Origin of the sequence: Streptomyces sp. NPDC058697 (assembly GCF_042715345.1) — a bacterium.
Classification (GTDB): Bacteria; Actinomycetota; Actinomycetes; order Streptomycetales; family Streptomycetaceae; genus Streptomyces; species Streptomyces liliifuscus.
This window is the reverse complement of the sequence record NZ_JBHXSU010000003.1, coordinates 612,136-631,418: the sequence shown is the minus strand read 5'-3', so window position 1 is coordinate 631,418 and position 19,283 is coordinate 612,136. Positions and strand designations below refer to the sequence as shown.

Sequence of the window (19,283 nt, the reverse complement as noted above, 5' to 3'; positions counted from 1 at the left end):
TCCCGCTCCTCAAGCGGCAGTTCGAGGAGAATGCCGTCCTCGCGCATACCCTTGCACTCCCTTGGCGGCCTCTTGCCCCGAAACCCTCTGAGGACGCACGGGATTGGGCCACTATGGCGGGCGTTACGCCCTATCCCAATGCAAGGGACCCCAGATGAGACTGACCGACATATCGCTGAACTGGCTGCTTCCCGGCGCCGTGCTGCTCCTGGGCCTGCTGGCGGCGGTTGCGGTGCTCGCGCGTGGCAAGCGCGCCGGGGCGAAGACCCACGCCGACGATTCGTGGGAGCGCACGGAAGAGCGCCGCAGGCGCAAGGAGGCCGTCTACGGCACCGCCTCCTATGTACTGCTCTTCTGCTGTGCCGCGGTCGCCGCCGCACTCTCCTTCCATGGCCTGGTCGGCTTCGGCGAGCAGAATCTGAACCTGTCCGGCGGCTGGCAGTACCTGGTGCCGTTCGGCCTGGACGGCGCGGCCATGTTCTGCTCCGTACTCGCGGTGCGCGAGGCCAGCCACGGTGACGCGGCGCTCGGCTCCCGGATACTCGTGTGGACGTTCGCTGCTGCCGCCGCCTGGTTCAACTGGGTGCACGCCCCCAGGGGCCTCGGCCACGCGGGCGCCCCGCACTTCTTCGCCGGCATGTCCCTGTCGGCCGCCGTCCTGTTCGACCGCGCGCTGAAGCAGACCCGCCGTGCCGCCCTGCGCGAGCAGGGTCTGGTGCCCCGGCCGCTGCCGCAGATCCGGATCGTACGGTGGCTGCGTGCCCCGCGTGAGACCTACGGCGCCTGGTCCCTGATGCTCCTCGAGAACGTGCGCAGCCTGGACGAGGCCGTCGAGGAAGTGCGTGAGGACAAGCGGGAGAAGGAGCAGAACCGGCTGCGTCGGCGCGACCAGGAGAAGCTGGACCGTGCCCGCATCAAGGCGATCACCCGCGGCCACCGCGGAATGATCGGACGCGGCGGCGGCCGTCAGGCGGAACTCCAGCCGGCCCCGGCGGCCACCCAGGTCGCCGCGGAGCCTGCCATAGCAACGCCGGAACTACCCGCACGCGCCGCCCGACCCTCGTTGCAGCCCGTCCGCCGAGGGACTGAGTCCTCGACGGTCGATCTCACCGCGGAGGACGACACAATGGCGCTCCCTCGACTCGACTCCCTTGAGCGCAAGCTGAAGGACCTGGAGCAGCAGTTCGGCTGATCCGGGCCGAGGCCTCCTGAGGCTTCAACTCTGGACGGGGGCGCGGCAGTTGATGCCGCGCCCCCGTCCAGTTCTCAGGTCCCTGCTCTGTCCGGTGTCAGGTCGCCGCTCCGGCCGGGTTCACGCCGCCGCTCCCCCGTCCAGTTCGAACCACACGACCTTCCCCACCCCGTGGACCCGGACTCCCCACGCGTCCGCGAGGGACTGCACCAGGATCAGGCCCCTGCCGTGCGTACCGTCGTCGGCGTTCGGTACCCGCAGTCTCGGCCTGCGTCCCACGAAGTCCCTTACCTCCACCCGGAGTCCGCGCGGGCCGACGGTGGCTGTCAGCAGCGCGTCGTGGTTGGTGTGAACGAGAGCGTTGGTGACGAGTTCGCTGGTCAGCAGCTCCGCTATCTCGGATCGGCCGGGCCTCCCCCAGTGGGCGAGCAGGTCCCGCAGCGCCCTGCGGACCTGGGGCACCGCCCGCAGGTCACACCGCCCGAGCCTGAGCCTGAGTTGCGGAACGCCGTGCTGGTCGGTCGTTCCGTCCGCTGTGTCCCCCGCCGTCGTGGTCGTCTGTACCGTCTTCGCCGAGAAGGCCCCGGATACGACGGGACCGCCTCCTCGTGCCTGCCTCTTCATGACCCCCGCCCACACGCCGCTGTCGATTCCCCTCCTGCTCGAACACGTTCACGGAATGCATGCCCCGGCCCGGAACACGACACTCATGTCGAATCGTCAACCACCCCTGATACGTCCACAGATGGCCCCTCGCCGCCCGGAAAAGTCGTACGACAACCCACCCGCCCGAGCCGCCGCCACCCGACGGACGATCACGGGTGGAGGGCCGGACGCCCCGGGAGTGGAGGGCCGCAAGGTGAAGGGGCTGTCGTACGCCGTTCCGGGTGCCCCTGCAAGGGCTGACCGGCGCGATCACGCCTGATCCCCGCGTCCTCACTCGCGATGAGACAGGCCGGTACATCTGCCCGTGGGGCCGACGGCCGACCGGGCCGTGCCGCATCCTGGTGCGCCTACGGCCCCGGGGGCCGCGCGACCACCCACGCTCGGCCCAACTACCGATACCGCGCTGCCGATCCGGTCGCAGTCAACCTGACATCCGTCAGGACCGGTCGCCCGCTTCTCTTCCTAGGGTTCGAGTTCACCGACTCCACGGAGGAGTAAGAAGACCATGCGCAGACTTCTTCGCGGCGCCGCCGCACTCGCGCTCGCGACAGCGGCCCTGACGGCGGTCGGCACATCGGAGGCCCAGGCGGCCGACGAGTGGGCCGGCTGCCCGTACGGCGCCGTGTGCGTCTACCCGCAGAACCAGAACCCCGCCGTCAGCCCGAGCCACATCTACTGGACGTACGGCACGCACAATCTCCAGAACCAGTACGGCAATCACTGGGTCCTCAACAACCAGTACGACGGTGCGCTCGCCATGCTGTGCTACAGCAGCGGCACGGACTGCACGGCCGACATGCTCGCCGAGGGAACCGGTGTGTACGCCGACCTCACACCGATCAACTCGATCGTCCTCAGGCCGCACCTGGACTGACCCCGCCTGCACCGTCCGCCGCTCGAAACCCGGCCGGCGCCGTCCCGGTAGTCGTCGGGGCCGTGCCGTTCCTCCAGGGGGAGACAACCACCATGCACCGCACCGCGCGCCTTCGCGGAACGGCCGGACACGTGTGGAGAACACTTCTCGCGTCCGCCGCCGCACTTCTGGTCCTGACCTCCGGCGCGGCCACACCGGCCACCGCCGCCACCCAGGCACCCGCCGCCGCCCAGATCCCCGAGGGCGTCACCGCCGGGGTCGCCGTCTTCGACCGGCAGACCGGAACCTTCACCGAACAGGTCAACGCCTCCGCGCAGTTCAGGTCCGCCTCCGTCGTCAAGCTGCTGCTGACCCTGGACTTCCTCTGGAACCGCGGACCGTCCTACTCCATCCCGGCTGCCGACCGGGCCCGTCTGGAGCCCATGCTGCGCAGCAGCGACGACGACGCGGCCAACTACTACTGGTCCACGTACGGCGGTCCGGCGATCATCGAACGGATGGCCCGCGAACTCAGCCTGACCGACACCGCCCGACCGCCCGCCGGCTACGAGGGCTACTGGGGCTACACCGCCCTCTCGGCCCGCGACACCGTGAAGATCTACCGCTACCTCCTGGACACGGCACCGGCCCCGGTGCGCGACTTCGTCATGGGCAACCTGCGCCAGTCCACGCGCTGTGCCTCGGACGACTTCGACCAGCACTTCGGCATCGCCGGGGCGTTCGACCGCCCCTGGGCCGTGAAACAGGGCTGGGCGGGCTCCTCGTTCCCGGAGGGCACCTGCGGCCCGCCGGACTCGGCCGCCGCCACGCGTGCGACCACCGGCGCGCGGACCGCCGCCGCTCCGGAGGACCGCGCCGCGGATGCCGTGAACCTCACCCGCCCGGCGCTGCACACCACCGGCACCGTGGGCGCGGGCGACCGTACGATCGTGGCGGTCCTGACGCTCCATCCGGACGGCACCTCGTACGGCAAGGCCTACACCGACATCGGCCGGCTGACCCGCTCCCTGAACGTGCCCGGCGGGGTACGGCCGGCGGGCAAGTGGTACGGAACCTGGAGCGAGCACGTGAACGTCCGCCGGGACCCGTCCACCGCCAACCCGCCGATGACCCAACTGCCCGCCGGGGTCGAGGTGTTGGTGGGCTGCCAGAAGAAGGGCCAGACCGTCAGCGTGCCGCCGTACAACAACGAGTGGTGGGCGTATCTGCCCCAGTACGGCGGCTACATCTCCAACATCTACATCAGCTCGCCCGACAACCGGCTGCCGGACGTGCCGGACTGCGCCGGGTCGTAGCCGAGGCGTGAGCCGTTGAGCCGGGTCCCCTTCGCCTGCCGGGGGCCCGACTCACCGTTCGTGGTCGGCGAGAAGTCACCGCTCATAGTCGGCGAGGTAGCGCATCACCTTGTCCACGTGCGGCCGCACGCGCTCCGGGACGCCGCGCTCCTCGATGATCGTGCGGTCACTCGTGCGGTAGCCGGCCACGACGAGCCTGACGAGGTCCTTCTCCGGCAGCCCGGCCTCCTTGAAACGCTGGTCGAGCCAGCACACGTACAGGCTCATCGTGGAGATCGCGTCGGGCGGCGACATGTGGTCCTTGTCGCCGTCACCGTCCCCGTCCACGGCCCAGGCCCGGAACACCGAGGGCGTCCACATCGCGATGCCGAACTCCTCGGAGGCCGGGCGGGCCGCCTTGGCGTCGAACCCGCTCTCCGCCTTGAGCATGGCGGCGAGCACGATGGGGGTGATCTCCTTGTCGGTACAGCGGTGTGCGGCCTTCACGATGACCGGGCGCAGTGCCTTGGGCACGTCGGAGTCCGGCGGTATCTCGCCCGCGGCCAGGGGGCTGGGGGTGGCCGTGGGCGTGGCCCTGGGGGATGTGCCACGGCCAACCTCTTCGTCGGCAACGCCAATACCCCGTAGCAGGAACGCGCCGGTCACGGCGACGGCCACCGCCGTGACGCCCGCGACGACCGGTACCAACCGCCGGCGACGGCGGGGAGCGCCGGACAGCTCTTCGACGCGGGCCTTGAGGACGTCGGCGGTGTACTCCAGACGCGTGGCGTGGTTCGGTGACAGACAATCGGCGATCAGCCGGCGCCGGCTCTCCTCGATGTCGGCGTCCAGGCGCAGCGGGGCGGTGCCCCGCGCGTAGGACTGGGCGGCGAGGGAGCGGGCCCTGGCGGTGGCCCCCGGGAACGGGTGCAGCCCGCCCGTGAGCACCTGGTGGGCGAGGACGCCGAAGGCCCAGATGTCGGCGGTCGTCCGGACGACCGTGCCCCGCGCGTCGGTGCGCTGGGACCACCACTCGGGCGGCAGATGGTCGAGGGTGCCGAGCGGCGGCATATGGGCGTGGGTGCCCTCCAGTTCCGCGGCGACCCCGAAGTCGGCGAGCCACACGTCGCCGTCCGCGCTCAACAGGATGTTGGCCGGTTTCAGATCGCCGTGCACCCATCCGGCGCCGTGCATGTGCGCGAGACCGGCCGCCACCGAACGCAGTACGCGGTCCGCGTCGGGGACCGGCCGACCGGCCTCGGTGGCGTCGAGCACGTCCTGGAGGCTGCGCTCGGCACGGTCCATGACCAGGGCGATCGAACCGTCCAGACCGGGATGGTCCGGCGCCTCGACGGTGCACACCGCATGGGTCCGTACGAGGTTGGGGTGGTCCGCCTCCCGGCTGAACCGCACCTCGCGCTGGACGAGTTCACCGAGGGCGGCCCGCTGCCCCGGAGCCAGGGCGTCGGTGCGCAGCACCTTCACCGCGACCGGGGTGTCGTCGGCGACGGAACGGGCCTCGTGGACGGTGCCCCAGGCGCCGGATCCGATGGGTGCGCCGAGCTCCCAGCCGTCGATGCGGAAGCCGGCGGGGAGGTGCGGCGAGGGGTCTGTGCGTGGGGTGCGGGGGGTCAATGCGGGGCCTTCTTCGAGGGGCGGAGGCGGGTGGGAGCCTTCCGCACTGGACGACGGTGTCACGCGGGAGCCGCCTGTACGGGACGGCGGCTCGCCGTACGGCGCGGGAGCAGGGCGAGGTGCTCCTCGCGTACGAGGCCGAAGCGGAGCGCCGACGCCACCAGCCGGGCGCGCTTGGCACCGGTACGGCCGCCCTGCTCCCCCTCCATGTCCCCCTGGTCCAGGCGCAGTTTCGCGAAGGACAGGTAGTCGATGTGGTAGTTGACCGCCGAGCGGGACAGATCGCGGCAGGAGTCCAGTGGACGCAGCCGTTCCGCGATCTCCCCCGCGCCGGGGAGCGTCGTGTCCGAGGGCTCGCGCAGCCGCGGCTCGCACAGCGCCACCAGGACGAGGAAGTACTTCGACGTCTGGTCGAGGGCGAAGGGGTTGACGGTCTGGTCACCCGCGCCGGGCACGGACCGTTCGTCGAGGTAGGCGTGCTGCGGAGCGAACACCTTGAAGTCGACGGTTCCGTTCAGGGCGGGCAGCACGACACGGGAGAACTCGAAGGGGACCGGCGCGCCGAGACGGCCGGGGGCCACCGTGATGTACTCGCCGGCGCCCTCCAGGTTCTCCACCACATAACCGGCGGTCCGGCTGAAGTTGGACAGCCGCCAGTAGTCCTCGGCGGCGTCCAGCCGTCCGGCGCGCCGCGAGACGCCCGGGTCGGCCAGGACGACCGCCAGGTCCGCGGCCCCCGACCCGCCGCGCCCGAAGTCGGCCATGTCGCCGGGCCCCAGGTGCAGCAGTCCGGGTCCGGGGCCGCCTTCGCGTCGGTCGTGCTCGCCGTCCGCCCACGACGGACCCGGTAATTGGACAATGATCGTTTCCACGACGTCTCTCCCCCGATGAGGTCGCGAGGATTGTAGTGCGCAGATCAACCCCGGGCACCGGCGGCGGCCGGTTCTCGCCTCGCCGCCGCGGCGCGGAGCTGCTCGCTCCCGAAGCCCTCGGCGCCGATGCGGAAGCAGTACGCCCGCTGTCCGAAGGCTTGCCCGTGTTGCTCGTGCGGAGGAGCCGCCCTCTCACACCCCCGTGGCGGGAGGGCGGCTCCGGCACTTTCCCCCGGCGGTGGTCAGTAGAGCTTGTTGACCGCTGTCGTCGTCGTCTTCTTGAACGCCTTCACCGGCGCGTCGGAGAAGTCGCCCATCTGCCCCCAGCGCACGAGGGTGACGGCCCGCCCGTCCCTGCCGACCGAGTAGAGGTTGATGTCGGTGGCGCCCCAGGACGTCTCGGTGTGCAGGCCGTAGGCGTGGGCGCCCTCCTCGACCGGCAGCTTGCCGTAGTCCTTCAGCGCGGCCTCGGTCTCCGGGTCGGACTGCTCGATCCGTGTGGCGCACGCCCGGATGTCCTTGTTCAGCCGCGTGGCCAGGGCCTTGGCCTTGGCGCTGCTGCCGACGACGAAGGTGAGCTGCTGGGCGTTGGTCTCAAGGTCGGTCCGGAAGTCGCGGTAGCGGGAGTCGTAGCCCGGCAGAGTGTCCTGGACGCAGAACCGGAGCTCGTCCGGCACGCCGTCCGTGACCTTGCCCGCCCTCCAGGAGGACGAGGCGTGCGGGGGCAGCTGCGAGGCCGACAGGAACTTCGGCCACGCGCCCGCCTTCACCTTCGCCGAGGCGTTCGTGGAGGCGTTCGTGGAGGCGTGCTTCGAGACGCTCGCGCTCTTCCCTGCGGAGTCCTTCCCTGCGGAGTCCTTGCCGGTTGCGTCGGCCGGGCCGGCGAGCACCGCACCGAGAGCGACGCTCGCGGCGACGAAGGTGGTGAGCGAGGCCGCTCGGGTGCGCTTGGACATGGGTCCCCCTGTGTATGAGTGCATGACTGATCCGCGCTGGTCGGTGAAGTGAGGTGCACACGGGAAGGATCCGTGTGCACGGGTGTCGACGCCGGTCCCGGTCGTGGGCTGCCACCGGGTGGTCGGTCCGGCGGCGGTCGGTGCGACACCAAGAGCATCAGCCGTCACTCGGGGCCTGCGCAACAGACAGCGCCGTATCCGCGACGGTGGAACCATCCCAGGCCATCTGACGTGCAGGTACATGGAGTGCCTGGGATGCCCTCCCGGGACGGGAACCGCCCCTTCGACCAAGGGGCCACGACGAGAAGCACGGGGGCACGGTGTCGACTCGGGACGACGACGTCGAGGAGTTCGCGGCACTGCTGAGGCGTCTGAAGGCGCGCACGGACCGCAGTTACGGCGCCCTCGCGCGCCGGGTGAACATGAACACCTCGACGCTGCACCGCTACTGCGCCGGTGACGCGGTGCCGCTCGACTTCGCACCCGTGGAGCGGTTCGCCGCCCTGTGCGGGGCGACACCGGCCGAACGGCTCGAACTCCACCGCCTCTGGATCCTGGCGGTGGCGGCACGACAGCGGCCGCGGGCGACGGGGGCGCAGGAGAGCCCGGATCCGGCTTCGGCACCGGCTTCGGACTCGACTCCGGCTTCGGCGCCGGTTCCGGCTTCGGCGCCGGTCGCCGGTGCAGCGGACACCGGGCCCGGGGGACATCGTGCCGAGTCCGAGGGCGGCACCGCCCCTCAGGAGACCGGCACCCGCGAGGAGATCGACGGCCCCGAGGGAAGCGACGGGGCGGAGGGACGCGGCGGTCCCGACGGACGCCACGGCCCCGAAGAGACCGACGAGTCGGAGTCTTCGGACGCGGAGGCGGAGGCGGGCTCGGGCTCGGAAGCCGAACCCGAACCCGAACCCGAACCCGAATCGAGCGTGCCGACCGTTTCCAGTTCCTCCGGTGGCTCGGGTCCGCGCCCCCGCCGAGCCTGGTACCGGCGGCGGGTCGCGGTCACCGCCGCCGTGGTGACGGTGCTGCTGGTCACCCTGGGCAGTCTGTCCGCCCTGTCCGACGACCGCCGGTCCGGCGACGCCTCCCAGGCCGTCGGCCCGAGCGAGGGCCCGACCTCGACGGCGCCCACCGGCGACCCCCGTGACCGCCGGTCACCGAGCCCGTCACCCAAGGCCTCCGGACCCTCGTCGGGCTCGCCGTCTCCCGACGCCGAGGGAAAGTCGTCCACACCCCCGGGCAAGGGCGGCGAGCCGTCGGGGAAAGCCGGCCGGCCGAACGGTTCCGGCTCCACCGGCCTCCCGCTGACCTGGACCGCCAACTCGCACGGCTGGACGTTCGACTGCGGCCACGAGTACGTCGTCGACAGGAAGCCGGAACAGGTCCCACCGCCTCCGGTCACGCAGGACGCCGCACGGTGGGCGGCCAGCCAGAACGCGGTGCACGGGCGCGAGACGATCGTGACGATCTCGGTCCAGGGAAAGTCGTCCACCGCCGTCGTCCTTGAGGCCCTCCGGGTACGGGTCGTCGGGCGCTCGACCCAACTGCGGGGCGCCGGCTACTCCATGGACGAGGGCTGCGGAGGAGCGATCACCCCACGCTCCTTCGCCGTCGACCTGGACAAGGACCGGCCCATCGCACGTGCGGTCGCGGGCGGTGACGTCGACGGGCCGATCCCCGCGATGCGTATGCCGTACCGGGTGTCAGCCGAGGACCCGGAGGTGCTGATCGTCAACGCACGGACGAATTCCTGCGACTGCCGCTGGTATCTGGAGCTCGACTGGTCGTCCCAGGGACGCACCGGCACGATCCGTGTCGACGACCACGGCAAGCCGTTCCGTACCAGCGGCGTCGAGGGACTCCCGCGCTACTGGTACGGCTCGGTCGGTTCGGACCGCCGGTGGGTCCCCCGCAGCGACTGAGCCACGGCCTCCCGATGCGGCTGCCTACGGCCTCGGCACGTTGCGCAGGTTGGAGCGGGCCATCTGCACCATCCGGCCGACTCCCCCGTCCAGCACCATCTTCGACGCCGACAGCGCGAACCCGGTGACCATCTCCGCGCTGATCTTCGGCGGGATCGACAGGGCGTTGGGGTCGGTGACGATGTCGACGAGCGCCGGGCCCTTGTGCCTGAAGGCGTCCTTCAGCGCTCCCGCGAGCTGCTTGGGCTTCTCGACGCGTACGCCGTAGGCACCGCAGGCGCGGGCGACCGCGGCGAAGTCGGGGTTCTTGTTGGCGGTGCCGTACGAGGGAAGTCCGGCGACCAGCATCTCCAACTCGACCATGCCCAGGGAGGAGTTGTTGAAGAGGACGACCTTCACCGGCAGGTCGTACTGGACGAGGGTGAGGAAGTCGCCCATCAGCATGGAGAATCCGCCGTCGCCGGACATCGAGACGACCTGCCGCTCCCGGTCGGTGAACTGCGCGCCGATGGCCTGCGGCAGCGCGTTCGCCATCGAGCCGTGCGAGAAGGAACCGATGATGCGGCGGCGGCCGTTGGGAGTGATGTAGCGGGCCGCCCATACGTTGCACATGCCGGTGTCGACCGTGAACACGGCGTCCTCGTCGGCGAGTTCGTCGAGGACGGAGGCGACGTACTCGGGGTGGACCGGGACGTGCTTCTCGACCTTGCGCGTGTACGCCTTCACGACGCCTTCGAGCGCGTCGGCGTGCTTTTTCAGCATCTTGTCGAGGAAGCGGCGGTTGCTCTTGGGGCTCACCTTCGGGGTGAGACAGCGCAGGGTCTCCTTCACGTCGCCCCACACCGCGAGGTCCAACTTCGAGCGCCTGCCCAGGCGTTCGGGCCGTACGTCGACCTGGGCGATCTTGACGTCGTCGGGCAGGAAGGCGTTGTACGGGAAGTCCGTCCCGAGCAGGATCAGCAGGTCGCACTCGTGGGTGGCCTCGTAGGCGGCGCCGTACCCGAGGAGTCCGCTCATGCCGACGTCGTACGGGTTGTCGTACTGGATCCATTCCTTCCCGCGCAGGGCGTGCCCCACCGGGGACTTGATCTTCTCGGCGAACTGCATGACCTCGGCGTGCGCGCCGGCGGTGCCGCTGCCGCAGAAGAGGGTGACCTTGTCGGCCTCGTCGATCATCGCGGCGAGCTTGTCGATCTCGGTGTCGCCGGGGCGGACGCTGGGGCGGGAGGTGACGAGGGCGGTCTCGACGGGCTTGTCGGGGGCGGGCTGGTCTGCGATGTCTCCCGGCAGCGTCACGACGCTCACCCCGCTCTGTCCGACCGCGTGCTGGATGGCGGTCTGGAGCAGCCGGGGCATCTGCTTCGGGTTGGAGATCATCTCGCTGTAGTGGCTGCACTCGCGGAACAGCTGGTCGGGATGGGTCTCCTGGAAGAACCCGAGGCCGATCTCGCTGGAGGGGATGTGCGAGGCGAGGGCGAGGACCGGGGCCATGGACCGGTGGGCGTCGTAGAGGCCGTTGATGAGGTGCAGGTTGCCCGGGCCGCAGGAGCCGGCGCAGGCGGCGAGCCGGCCCGTGATCTGGGCCTCCGCTCCCGCCGCGAAGGCGGCCGTCTCCTCGTGGCGGACGTGGATCCAGTCGATGGCCGAGTTGCGCCGGATGGCGTCGACCACCGGGTTGAGGCTGTCGCCCACGACTCCGTAGAGGCGTTTGACGCCCGCGCGGACGAGGATGTCGATGAACTGCTCGGCGACGTTCTGCTTGGCCATGAGTCACGCGCCCCTTAGCTGTCTTCAGCTAGCTGTTCTTCAGCTGTCTTTCGCTGTCACAGGTGCCCTTTCATGTCCCATGAATTCACAGCGGGCGCGGTTACGCCTCCCAAACAGCCGCGGCCGTCCGGTCGTCGGCGTATCCCTTGACCCGTACCAGGGTGTCCGCGAGGAACGCCGCGAGGCCGGGCGGATCACCGTCCGACCAGCGGGAGGTGAGGTGTTCGGCCAGGCCGGGTTCACCGCGCAGGGGTTCGGCGAGACCGCTGGTGCACAGCAGGAGGGTGTCGCCCGGGCGGGCGACGGAGGCGCGGAAGCGGAACGGGTCGCGGGGCGGCGGCTCGGGGGCCGGTTCGTACGGGCTCGGGGGTGTGGTGATTCCCAGGTCCATGGTGAGCCGGTCGCCGTCGGGGGTCTCGTGCGGCAGCGATCCGAAGCCGACGACGGCCTCGCCGGTGGTGTCGGCGACGTGCGGCTCGATGTCCTGCCACTCGCCGTCGCGCAGCCGGAAGAGGCCGCCCGCTCCGACGCCGAAGAAGACACGCGTGCGGCACTCGGGGTCGGCAGGGAGGAGGAGGCAGCGCAGGCTCGCGGTGTACTCCTCCGGTTCGATGCCCTGCTCGGCGGCGCTGGCCCGCAGCTTGCCGAGGCTGCGGTCGGTGAGCCGGTGCAGTCCCGACTTGAGGTCGCCGCGCCGGGCGGCCCTGATGTCCTCGGCCAGGCGTGCGTGGCTGCGGCCGACGGCCCGCCCGATCCACTGGCACGCCTCGGCGGCGGCCCGGTGCGCGCCGGGGGTGGCACGGGCCCCGGTCGCCATCGCGACCAGCACGAGCGCGCCGTCTCCGACCCCGAAGCGGGCGGTGAGCAGGGAGTCCCTGCGCGGCTCGCCCCGGTAGCGCGCCGAGTCCCCGCGCACGGACACGGCCCGCAGCGTGGACGTCCCGTACGCCGCCCCGTCCAGCACGGTGTCCGCCACGAGATCGTCGAGGTCGTCCGCGTCGGCGGGCGGCAGCGCGGTCGGCTCGGCATCGTAGGTGGGCGGCCCCGAGCCCACGTAGTCGACGGGAGTGGGGAGGTTGGGGGCTTGTACGGGGGCCTGGTCCGAGGGGGTGCCCGACGGGGCGTCGACGAGGGTGGCGGGCGGGGCGTACGGGAAGGCACCGCCGGGCGGCGGCGATGCGTCGGATCCGGAGGGGGCCCGTGACGCGGGCGTCCCGTCCCCGGGCGCCTCCGTGGACGTACCAGTGCGGGGCGCTGCCGCATCGGACTCCGGTGCCCGAGCAGACACCGGCCGGAACACGGGAGGCGGGGAACTCTCAGGCTCGGGCTCCGGTGCCCGAGGGGACATCGGCTGGAACACGGGAGGCGGGGCCTCCCAGGGCGCCCGCTGCCGCTGGAGCCCGCTGCGTCGGAGCGGGTCGTTCTCCGGTTCCCCGGGCCGGAGTGCCCCTCCGCCGGCCGCGGAGCTGCCAGGCGCAGGCCCGCCAGGAGGTGGTGGACCGCCGGTTGCCCCAGGCGGTTGGCGTTCGCTCGGGCCCCAGCCGGCCACCGGCCAGGCGGTGCCGAAGCCGGTGACCGCGGGGCCGTCGGCCGCGAGGTCGCCGGTCGTGGGCCCGCGGTCGGCAGGGGCGTCGCTCACCGGCTCGGGCGGTTCCGAGCCGGTGCCCGGGTGGCGGCGGTGTTCGGTCGGTGTTTGGGTGCGGGGCGGTGGGATTCCTGGGCCCCGGGCGGGTGTGGGCGGGGGCGCGGCGTCCGGGGCGCCCACGGTGTCCGACGCCGAGGCGAAGCGGTCGTCGAGGGAGTCGGCCGCGGCCGCGGGCCCCGTGTCCCCCGTGGAGTCGTCGTACAGCTGCCCCCACCAGTCGTCCTCTTGACCGGTGGGCTTCTCCCCCTGCTGGCTCATGCCCCTAATTGTCCACCGCGGAGGCCGGATGAAAACGGTGCATCCGGAAAAACCGGCCACGGGGTTGGGCGTCGAACGGCGATACGAAACCGCCGGGCGATCCCACCCCCCACGGGAGAACCGCCCGGCGGCGCCGGTGTGACCGCGGGCCCCGGCGCACGCCGTACGCCCGGGTCACGGTCTGAACGGCCGAGTTCCCCAGTTCTCCTGGGAGTCACCCGGTTCGGCCCTGAGTGTGACGCGCTTCCCTGGGGGACAGCTGTGCCCGGCGGTCGCGGCCCGTCCACCGCCCCGCACCCACCCACCGCGTGCTCGGCCCGGCCGGCCGATGGCGGGTCCTCGCCACGAGCCGTACGTCATGCTGCTGTGGCGCCACCTTGGCAGAGAGACGGACGGTACGGGGATGATGTGCCGAGGCGGTTTTACGCCGTGGCCGTTTTCCGCCACGGCCGGGTCTTCGGGGAGGGGCGTCGCCGCATGCCGGGAGCGACAGGTCTGACAGCGATAGGGCTGGACGAGACACACGAGTCGGCCTACCGGGCACTGGTGTCCGTGGGCGCCGCCGACGTGCCCGATCTCGCGAGGCGGCTCACGCTCGGCGAGCACGACACCGAGCGCGCCCTGCGCCGGCTGGAGCGGCACGGTCTGGCCGCCCAGTCGTCGGCCCGGCCGGGCCGCTGGGTCGCGGCGCCGCCCGGTGTCGCGATCGGCGCGCTGCTCACCCAGCGGCGCCACGAGCTGGACCAGGCGGAGCTGGCGGCGGCCCTGCTCGCGGAGGAGTACCGCGCCCGGGCCGTCGAGCCCGCCGCGCACGACCTGGTCGAGGTGGTGACCGGCGCGGCCGCGGTCGCCCAGCGGTTCCTGCAGCTCCAGCTCGGCGCGAGCGAGGAGGTGTGCGCCCTGGTCACCGGGAACCCGGTCGTCGTCTCCGGCACCGACAACGACGCGGAGGAGCAGGCCGCCGACCGCGGCGTCCGCTACCGCGTGGTCGTCGAACGGTCGGTGCTGCACCTGCCGAACGGCATCACCGAGCTGTCCGCCGCACTCGGCCGCGACGAGCAGGTACGGGTCGTGGACACGGTCCCGACCAAGCTGGTGATCGCCGACCGCGCCCTCGCCATGGTGCCGCTGACCTCGCGGACCCTGGAGCCCGCGGCCCTCGTCGTCCACGCGAGCGGGCTGCTGGAATCGCTGTCGGGCCTGTTCGAGGCGGTGTGGCGGGACGCGCTGCCGCTGCGGCTCGGCGCGCCCGACGCGGTCACGGAGGAGGAGCGGGACGGGCCTGACGGCACCGACCTGGAGATCCTCTCCCTGCTCCTCGCCGGACTGACCGACGCGAGCGTCGCCAAGCAGCTCGACCTGGGCCTGCGGACCGTGCAGCGCCGGGTCAAGCGGCTGATGGAGCTGACGGGCGTGACGACCCGGCTCCAGCTGGGCTGGCACACGTACGAGAAGGGCTGGGTGGCCCGGGAGCGACAGGACTGACCTGCGATTTCGCCCGCTCTCCCGCACTCTGGACAGATGGGAGCGTGGGAACTCCTGCTGGTCGGTGTGGTGCTGCTGCTCGGCCTGAGCGGAGTGCTGGTACCCGGCGCGCCGGGGTCGTGGCTGGTGTGGGCCGCGGTCCTGTGGTGGGCGTTCGAGAATCCGCAGCGGCTCTCCTGGGCCGTGCTTGTGGGCGCCACGGCCGTCCTGTTCCTCGCCCAGGTGATCCGCTGGCGGCTGCCGCCACGCCGGCTGCGCGCGAGCGGCGCCACCCCGCGCATGGCGGCGTACGCGGGCGTGGGGGCCCTGCTCGGCTTCTTCCTCCTGCCCGTGCTGGGCGCGATACCCGGCTATCTCGGCGGCGGTTATCTCGCCGAGCGGCTGCGGCTCGGCGGACACGGGGAGGCGAAGGCGTCGGTCCGCTCGGTGATGCGGGCGGGCGGGACCAGCGTGCTGGTGGAGCTGTTCGCCTGCCTGCTGATCGCGGGGGCATGGCTGGGAGCCGTGATCTGGGGACCGTGATCCCGCCCGGCTCACTCCACCTGCCCACTCCACCCACCCGCCCACTCCACACATCGGATCTCTCCCTTCATATTGACGCCATCCTGCACCTTCTCTACGTTGCATCTCGGGATAGCTCCGATGAATCTCCGGAGTGCACGCAGTAGAACGAGCCGCCAGGAGGCGCGATGCCCAGCCCGTCCAGACGAACCGTGCTCGCCACCGGATCCGCCCTGGGCGGGACACTTCTCGCCACCGGCCTCCCGGCACAGGCGAGCGCGGCCGACCACGGAAGCGCCCCCGACGCCCCGTACGCGCCCTCCACGTCCTCCGACCCCTGGCGTACCGTCCTCGACGACGCCGACCTGGTCTGGGAGCGGATGCCGAAGACCTGGTACGAGGGCCCGTACCTGGGCAACGGCTTCCTGGGCTCGGGCATCTACGCCGAACCGGGCCGGGAGACCGAGGCCGTCCGCTTCAACATCCAGCACTCCGAAGTGCAGGACCACCGCCCGCAGTTCGGCTCCCTCTTCGGTCTCGCGCGGCTGCCCATAGGCCACTTCACCCTGGAGCCGGTGGGCGCGATCACCGGCCTGGACTGGCGACTCGGCCTGCGCGACGCCGAGTTGACCGGCACGCTCACCACGGACCGCGGCACCCTCACGATCCGCGCCCTGATCCACACGACCCGCTCCGTGCTCGCCGTCGAGGTGACCCCGAGCAAGGGCGAGCGCGACTTCCGGTGGGTGTTCCACCCGGCGCAGGCGATCAGCCCCCGTGCCGCGTTCAAACCGGTCCCGCCGGGATACGCGGGCAACCCGCCCGCCGAGATCGAAGAGCACGACGGGGTGTCCGCGGCGGTTCAACCACTGCTCTCCGGCGGCCAGCACGTCACCGCGTGGCGGGAGCGGACACGAGGTCCCCGCCGAACCCTCTACGTCAACGTCGCGCACTCCTACCCGAAGTCGACGGCCCTGCGGCAGGCCCTCGCCACCGTCCGCACGAGCGCACTCCTGCCGTACGACGCACTGGCGTTGACGCATCGCGCCTGGTGGCACGCCTTCTACCGCAAGAGCTTCCTCTCCCTCCCGGACGCGCGCATCCAGCGTTTCTACTGGATCCAGCTCTACAAGACGGCGTCCGCGGCCCGTCGTGACGCCCCCGCGATGGCCACCAGCGGCCCCTGGCTGGAGCCCACGCCCTGGCCCGCGACCTGGTGGAACCTGAACGTGCAGCTGGAGTACTGGCTGATCCACGGCTCCAACCACCTCGAACTCGACGCCGTGACCCGGTCGTTGAGCGAGTTCCGCGACCACCTCAAGGCCGAGATGGCGCCCGCCTACCGCGGCGACTCACTGGGCATCCCGCGCACCACCGACGCCTCGCTGGTCAACGGCGGCGCGACCGACCCCGTACTCGGCTACGGCGTCGGCATCCCCGGCCAGGACCCGCCGACCCCCGAGGTCGGCAACCTCACCTGGGCCCTGCACAACGTCTGGCTCAGCTACCGCCACACCATGGACGAGTCGATCCTCCGGGACGTCCTGTTCCCGCTCCTGCGCAAGGCGATCAACTACTACCTGCACTTCCTGGAGCCGGGCGCGGACGGCAAGTTGCACCTCCCGGCGACCTTCTCGCCCGAGTACGGCGGCAACTCCCGGGACTGCAACTACGACCTGATGCTGCTCACCTGGGGCTGCCGCACCCTCCTCGACTCCGCCGAACTCCTCGGCATCGAGGACAAGTTGGCACCCCGCTGGCGCGAGGTCCTGGCCAGGCGGGCCGCCTACCCGACCGACGCGAACGGCTTCATGATCGGCGCGGACATCCCCTTCGCGAAGTCGCACCGCCACTACTCCCACCTCCTGGCCGTCTACCCGCTGTACGAGCTGACGGGCGACACCCCGGACGAAAAGGCCCTGATCGAGAAGTCGTTGGCCCACTGGGTCGGCTTCGAGGGCGCGCTCCAGGGCTACACGTTCACGGGCGCCGCCTCGATGTCGGCGCTGCTCGGCAAGGGCGAGGACGCGCTGTCGTACCTGGGCCAGCTCATGACCCGCTTCATCCAGCCCAACACCATGTACAAGGAGTCGGGCCCGGTCATCGAGACCCCGCTCTCCGCCGCCCAGTCGGTCCACGACATGATCTGCCAGTCCTGGGGCGACGTCATCCGCGTCTTCCCCGCCCTGCCCGCCGCCTGGGCCGACCTGACGGTTCACGACTTCCGCACCCAGGGGGCCTTCCTGCTCAGCGCGGTACGGAAGGGCGGAAGGACCCGCTGGGTGCGGCTGGTCAGCGAGGCGGGCGCCCCCTGCGTCGTACGGCACGGAATCGCGGGAGCGATCGACGTACGGGACGGGCGTGGACGGCCCCTGCGGTTCAAGGACGTGGGTGACGGGGCGATCCAAGTCACCCTGCGCAAGGGCGAGTCGGCCCTCATCACCGCCAAGGGCGACCGGCCGGACCTGCGCATCGCCCCCGTCGAGCGGAACGAGGAAGCCCCGCGGTGGGGCCTGCCGGCGACCCCGTGAACTAGCCCGCCAGAGCGTTCAGGTCGATGCTGTCGGCGAGGGCCCGCATGCCCGCGTCGTTGAAGTGGAGGTGGTCGCCGGGGTCGTAGGCGGCCAGCATGCGGTTCGGCCTGGACGGGTCGCGGACGACGGCGTCGAAGTCCGCGACCGCGTCGAACAGCCCACCGCCCCGGATGAGCCGGTTGACCTCCTGCCGTACGCGCTCACGCCTGTCCGTGTATCCGCCGTAGCCGCCGAACGGGGTGAGCGTGGCCCCGACGACCCGGATACCGCGGGCGTGGGCGCGCCGCACGATCTCGCGGTACGCGGCACCGAGGGCGGCCGGGTCGGTCTGGTTCGGCGCGCTCTTGATGTCGTTGATGCCCTCCATCACGATCAGCGTGCGCACGCCGGTGCGGGAGAGGACGTCGGCGTCGAACCGGGCCAGGGCGCTGGGCCCCCGGCCTTCGAGCAGCAGCCGGTTCCCGGCGACTCCCGCGTTCAGGACGCCCTGCTGCCGACGCGCGGGCAGGGCTCGCAGCCGCTCGGCGAGCCGGTCGGGCCAGCGCCGGTTGGTACTCGGCGTCGAACCGGAGCCGTCGGTGAGGGAGTCGCCGAGCGCGACCACGCTCCCCGCGGGCTCCGCCCGCCGTACGTCGACCCCGGTCACGTAGTACCAGGAGCGCGTGGTCGCCGTGAACGCCGTACCCCTCACATCGGCGACCCGATTGCCTTTCGGGGCGACGAAGTTGGTCTGCAGGGCGTCGCGGTGGTAGGTGGCCGGGCCCGAGTCACCGGGCGTGTGGACGGTGACGAGGAGATTGGCGGCGGCCGGAACGACGAGCGTCACGGAGTCGCTCACCACGTCCCTGCCCACGGGGACGGTGACCTTCTTCCGCCCGCCGAACGTGAGCGTGCGCATCGTGCCGGGGAGGGCGTCCGGGCTCTTGGGGGCGTTGGGCGCCTGCCGGGCGAGGGTGGCTCCGCCGAGGGCCAGCGGCAGCGTGCCGAGCCGGTTCGAGATCCGTACGCGGACTGCCGTACCGCCGACACTCGTGTGCACGACGTTACGGATCGAGGCGCCGGGCAGCGCGGCCGCGGTACCGGAGGCGGAGCCTTCCCACGTGCCGGTCCAGTGCCCGGGGGCGTGCCGCGCGAGGGGCTCCCGGCCCCCGTGGGCGACCCCCGTACCCATCAGCGTGAGCGTCAGCGCTCCAGCCACGGCAACCAGCGTCTGTCTGACCATGCGTCACTGCCTTCCGCCGACGGAGCCCGGCCGGGTCGGGTCCCGGGACCTAGGGCCAGGATCCGATGCGGAGGACATGAAATCCGTGTTTGGCTGCAGCTATGACCGCATTCAGTGAAGCCGAACGGGTGTACCTAAAGTCCCAGCGACTGGGCCGGCTGGCGACCGTCGACCAGCTCGGGCAGCCGCAGGCGAACCCTGTGGGCTTCTATCCGCAGGACGACGGCACGATCCTGATCGGCGGATACGCCATGGGCACCACCAAGAAGTGGCGCAACCTCCAGAAGAACCCCAAGGTCGCCCTCGTCATCGACGACATCGTCAGCCTCCGCCCCTGGAAGGTGCGCGGCGTGGACATCCGCGGCGAGGCCGAACTCCTCACGGGGCCTCACGAGATGGGCCCGCACTTCAGCGAGGAACTGATCCGCATCCACCCTCGGCGGATCCACAGCTGGGGGTTGGAGGAGGAGTAGGGGGCCG

15 protein-coding genes are annotated in these 19,283 nt (G+C 71.5%); 8 read left to right on the top strand and 7 right to left on the bottom strand.

Going from position 1 to position 19,283, the window contains the following annotated elements; all coding sequences use genetic code 11:
• Positions 1-154 precede the first annotated feature (154 nt).
• Positions 155-1,192: a DUF2637 domain-containing protein gene (locus tag ACFWXQ_RS10550; protein ID WP_384095288.1), complete on the top strand. Its 1,038-nt coding sequence runs from the start codon at positions 155-157 to the stop codon at positions 1,190-1,192.
• A 120-nt stretch (positions 1,193-1,312) separates the two neighbouring features.
• Here ACFWXQ_RS10550 and ACFWXQ_RS10545 read toward each other — a convergent pair whose 3' ends face one another.
• A complete protein-coding gene (locus ACFWXQ_RS10545) occupies positions 1,313-1,816 on the bottom strand; it encodes an ATP-binding protein (protein ID WP_383950878.1) in 504 nt (167 codons plus the stop codon).
• A gap of 547 nt (positions 1,817-2,363) precedes the next feature.
• On the opposite strand from ACFWXQ_RS10545, the gene ACFWXQ_RS10540 reads away from it, so the two are divergent.
• Together ACFWXQ_RS10540 and ACFWXQ_RS10535 are read left to right on the top strand one after the other, a co-directional pair.
• The gene (locus ACFWXQ_RS10540) at positions 2,364-2,732 is read left to right on the top strand and encodes a hypothetical protein (RefSeq protein WP_383950875.1); all 369 of its coding nucleotides are present in this window, start codon (positions 2,364-2,366) and stop codon (positions 2,730-2,732) included.
• Positions 2,733-2,824: 92 nt separating this feature from the next.
• Entirely contained in the window at positions 2,825-4,027 is a 1,203-nt protein-coding gene (locus tag ACFWXQ_RS10535; RefSeq protein WP_383950872.1) for a hypothetical protein, read from the top strand.
• A 75-nt stretch (positions 4,028-4,102) separates the two neighbouring features.
• Here ACFWXQ_RS10535 and ACFWXQ_RS10530 read toward each other — a convergent pair whose 3' ends face one another.
• The 3 genes from ACFWXQ_RS10530 to ACFWXQ_RS10520 all read right to left on the bottom strand — a co-directional run bounded on the left by ACFWXQ_RS10530 (position 4,103) and on the right by ACFWXQ_RS10520 (position 7,469).
• Complete coding sequence (locus tag ACFWXQ_RS10530; RefSeq protein ID WP_383950869.1) at positions 4,103-5,641, bottom strand: serine/threonine-protein kinase; 1,539 nt, start codon at positions 5,639-5,641, stop codon at positions 4,103-4,105.
• 59 nt (positions 5,642-5,700) lie between these two features.
• Complete coding sequence (locus tag ACFWXQ_RS10525) at positions 5,701-6,513, bottom strand: serine/threonine protein kinase (protein WP_383950866.1); 813 nt, start codon at positions 6,511-6,513, stop codon at positions 5,701-5,703.
• Positions 6,514-6,755: 242 nt separating this feature from the next.
• Positions 6,756-7,469 carry a hypothetical protein gene (locus tag ACFWXQ_RS10520; protein WP_383950863.1) on the bottom strand — a complete coding sequence of 238 codons (714 nt, stop codon included), beginning with the start codon at positions 7,467-7,469 and terminating at the stop codon, positions 6,756-6,758.
• A 320-nt stretch (positions 7,470-7,789) separates the two neighbouring features.
• Between ACFWXQ_RS10520 and ACFWXQ_RS10515 the strand changes: the two genes are divergently transcribed.
• A complete protein-coding gene (locus ACFWXQ_RS10515; protein WP_383950861.1) occupies positions 7,790-9,391 on the top strand; it encodes a helix-turn-helix domain-containing protein in 1,602 nt (533 codons plus the stop codon).
• A gap of 24 nt (positions 9,392-9,415) precedes the next feature.
• Here the strand turns inward: ACFWXQ_RS10515 and ACFWXQ_RS10510 are convergent, their stop codons facing one another.
• Positions 9,416-11,158, bottom strand: coding sequence for a pyruvate dehydrogenase (locus ACFWXQ_RS10510; protein WP_383950858.1), 1,743 nt, complete (start codon positions 11,156-11,158; stop codon positions 9,416-9,418).
• Positions 11,159-11,258: 100 nt separating this feature from the next.
• Positions 11,259-13,061, bottom strand: coding sequence for a protein phosphatase 2C domain-containing protein (locus tag ACFWXQ_RS10505; RefSeq protein WP_383950855.1), 1,803 nt, complete (start codon positions 13,059-13,061; stop codon positions 11,259-11,261).
• Between the two features lie 477 nt (positions 13,062-13,538).
• Between ACFWXQ_RS10505 and ACFWXQ_RS10500 the strand changes: the two genes are divergently transcribed.
• The 3 genes from ACFWXQ_RS10500 to ACFWXQ_RS10490 all read left to right on the top strand — a co-directional run bounded on the left by ACFWXQ_RS10500 (position 13,539) and on the right by ACFWXQ_RS10490 (position 17,578).
• The gene (locus tag ACFWXQ_RS10500; protein WP_383950853.1) at positions 13,539-14,546 is read left to right on the top strand and encodes a helix-turn-helix domain-containing protein; all 1,008 of its coding nucleotides are present in this window, start codon (positions 13,539-13,541) and stop codon (positions 14,544-14,546) included.
• A 36-nt stretch (positions 14,547-14,582) separates the two neighbouring features.
• A complete protein-coding gene (locus ACFWXQ_RS10495) occupies positions 14,583-15,068 on the top strand; it encodes a DUF456 domain-containing protein (RefSeq protein ID WP_383950851.1) in 486 nt (161 codons plus the stop codon).
• 167 nt (positions 15,069-15,235) lie between these two features.
• Positions 15,236-17,578 carry a glycoside hydrolase family 95-like protein gene (locus ACFWXQ_RS10490; protein WP_383950848.1) on the top strand — a complete coding sequence of 781 codons (2,343 nt, stop codon included), beginning with the start codon at positions 15,236-15,238 and terminating at the stop codon, positions 17,576-17,578.
• A 1-nt stretch (position 17,579) separates the two neighbouring features.
• Here the strand turns inward: ACFWXQ_RS10490 and ACFWXQ_RS10485 are convergent, their stop codons facing one another.
• Entirely contained in the window at positions 17,580-18,803 is a 1,224-nt protein-coding gene (locus ACFWXQ_RS10485; protein ID WP_383950845.1) for an SGNH/GDSL hydrolase family protein, read from the bottom strand.
• Between the two features lie 101 nt (positions 18,804-18,904).
• Here ACFWXQ_RS10485 and ACFWXQ_RS10480 point away from each other — a divergent pair, with 101 nt between their 5' ends.
• Positions 18,905-19,276 (top strand): PPOX class F420-dependent oxidoreductase, encoded by a 372-nt coding sequence (locus tag ACFWXQ_RS10480; RefSeq protein WP_383950842.1) that lies wholly within the window; start codon positions 18,905-18,907, stop codon positions 19,274-19,276.
• The last annotated feature ends 7 nt before the right edge of the window (positions 19,277-19,283 follow it).

Bases quoted from the DNA above. Each gene is read 5' to 3' on its own strand.
- ACFWXQ_RS10490 (WP_383950848.1), top strand. From the start codon at position 15,236: ATGCCCAGCCCGTCCAGACGAACCGTGCTCGCCACCGGATCCGCCCTG.
- ACFWXQ_RS10480 (WP_383950842.1), top strand. From the start codon at position 18,905: ATGACCGCATTCAGTGAAGCCGAACGGGTGTACCTAAAGTCCCAGCGA.
- ACFWXQ_RS10510 (WP_383950858.1), bottom strand. From the start codon at position 11,158: ATGGCCAAGCAGAACGTCGCCGAGCAGTTCATCGACATCCTCGTCCGC.
- ACFWXQ_RS10520 (WP_383950863.1), bottom strand. From the start codon at position 7,469: ATGTCCAAGCGCACCCGAGCGGCCTCGCTCACCACCTTCGTCGCCGCG.
- ACFWXQ_RS10485 (WP_383950845.1), bottom strand. From the start codon at position 18,803: ATGGTCAGACAGACGCTGGTTGCCGTGGCTGGAGCGCTGACGCTCACG.
- ACFWXQ_RS10500 (WP_383950853.1), top strand. From the start codon at position 13,539: ATGCCGGGAGCGACAGGTCTGACAGCGATAGGGCTGGACGAGACACAC.
- ACFWXQ_RS10495 (WP_383950851.1), top strand. From the start codon at position 14,583: ATGGGAGCGTGGGAACTCCTGCTGGTCGGTGTGGTGCTGCTGCTCGGC.
- ACFWXQ_RS10505 (WP_383950855.1), bottom strand. From the start codon at position 13,061: ATGAGCCAGCAGGGGGAGAAGCCCACCGGTCAAGAGGACGACTGGTGG.
- ACFWXQ_RS10540 (WP_383950875.1), top strand. From the start codon at position 2,364: ATGCGCAGACTTCTTCGCGGCGCCGCCGCACTCGCGCTCGCGACAGCG.
- ACFWXQ_RS10535 (WP_383950872.1), top strand. From the start codon at position 2,825: ATGCACCGCACCGCGCGCCTTCGCGGAACGGCCGGACACGTGTGGAGA.
- ACFWXQ_RS10550 (WP_384095288.1), top strand. From the start codon at position 155: ATGAGACTGACCGACATATCGCTGAACTGGCTGCTTCCCGGCGCCGTG.
- ACFWXQ_RS10545 (WP_383950878.1), bottom strand. From the start codon at position 1,816: ATGAAGAGGCAGGCACGAGGAGGCGGTCCCGTCGTATCCGGGGCCTTC.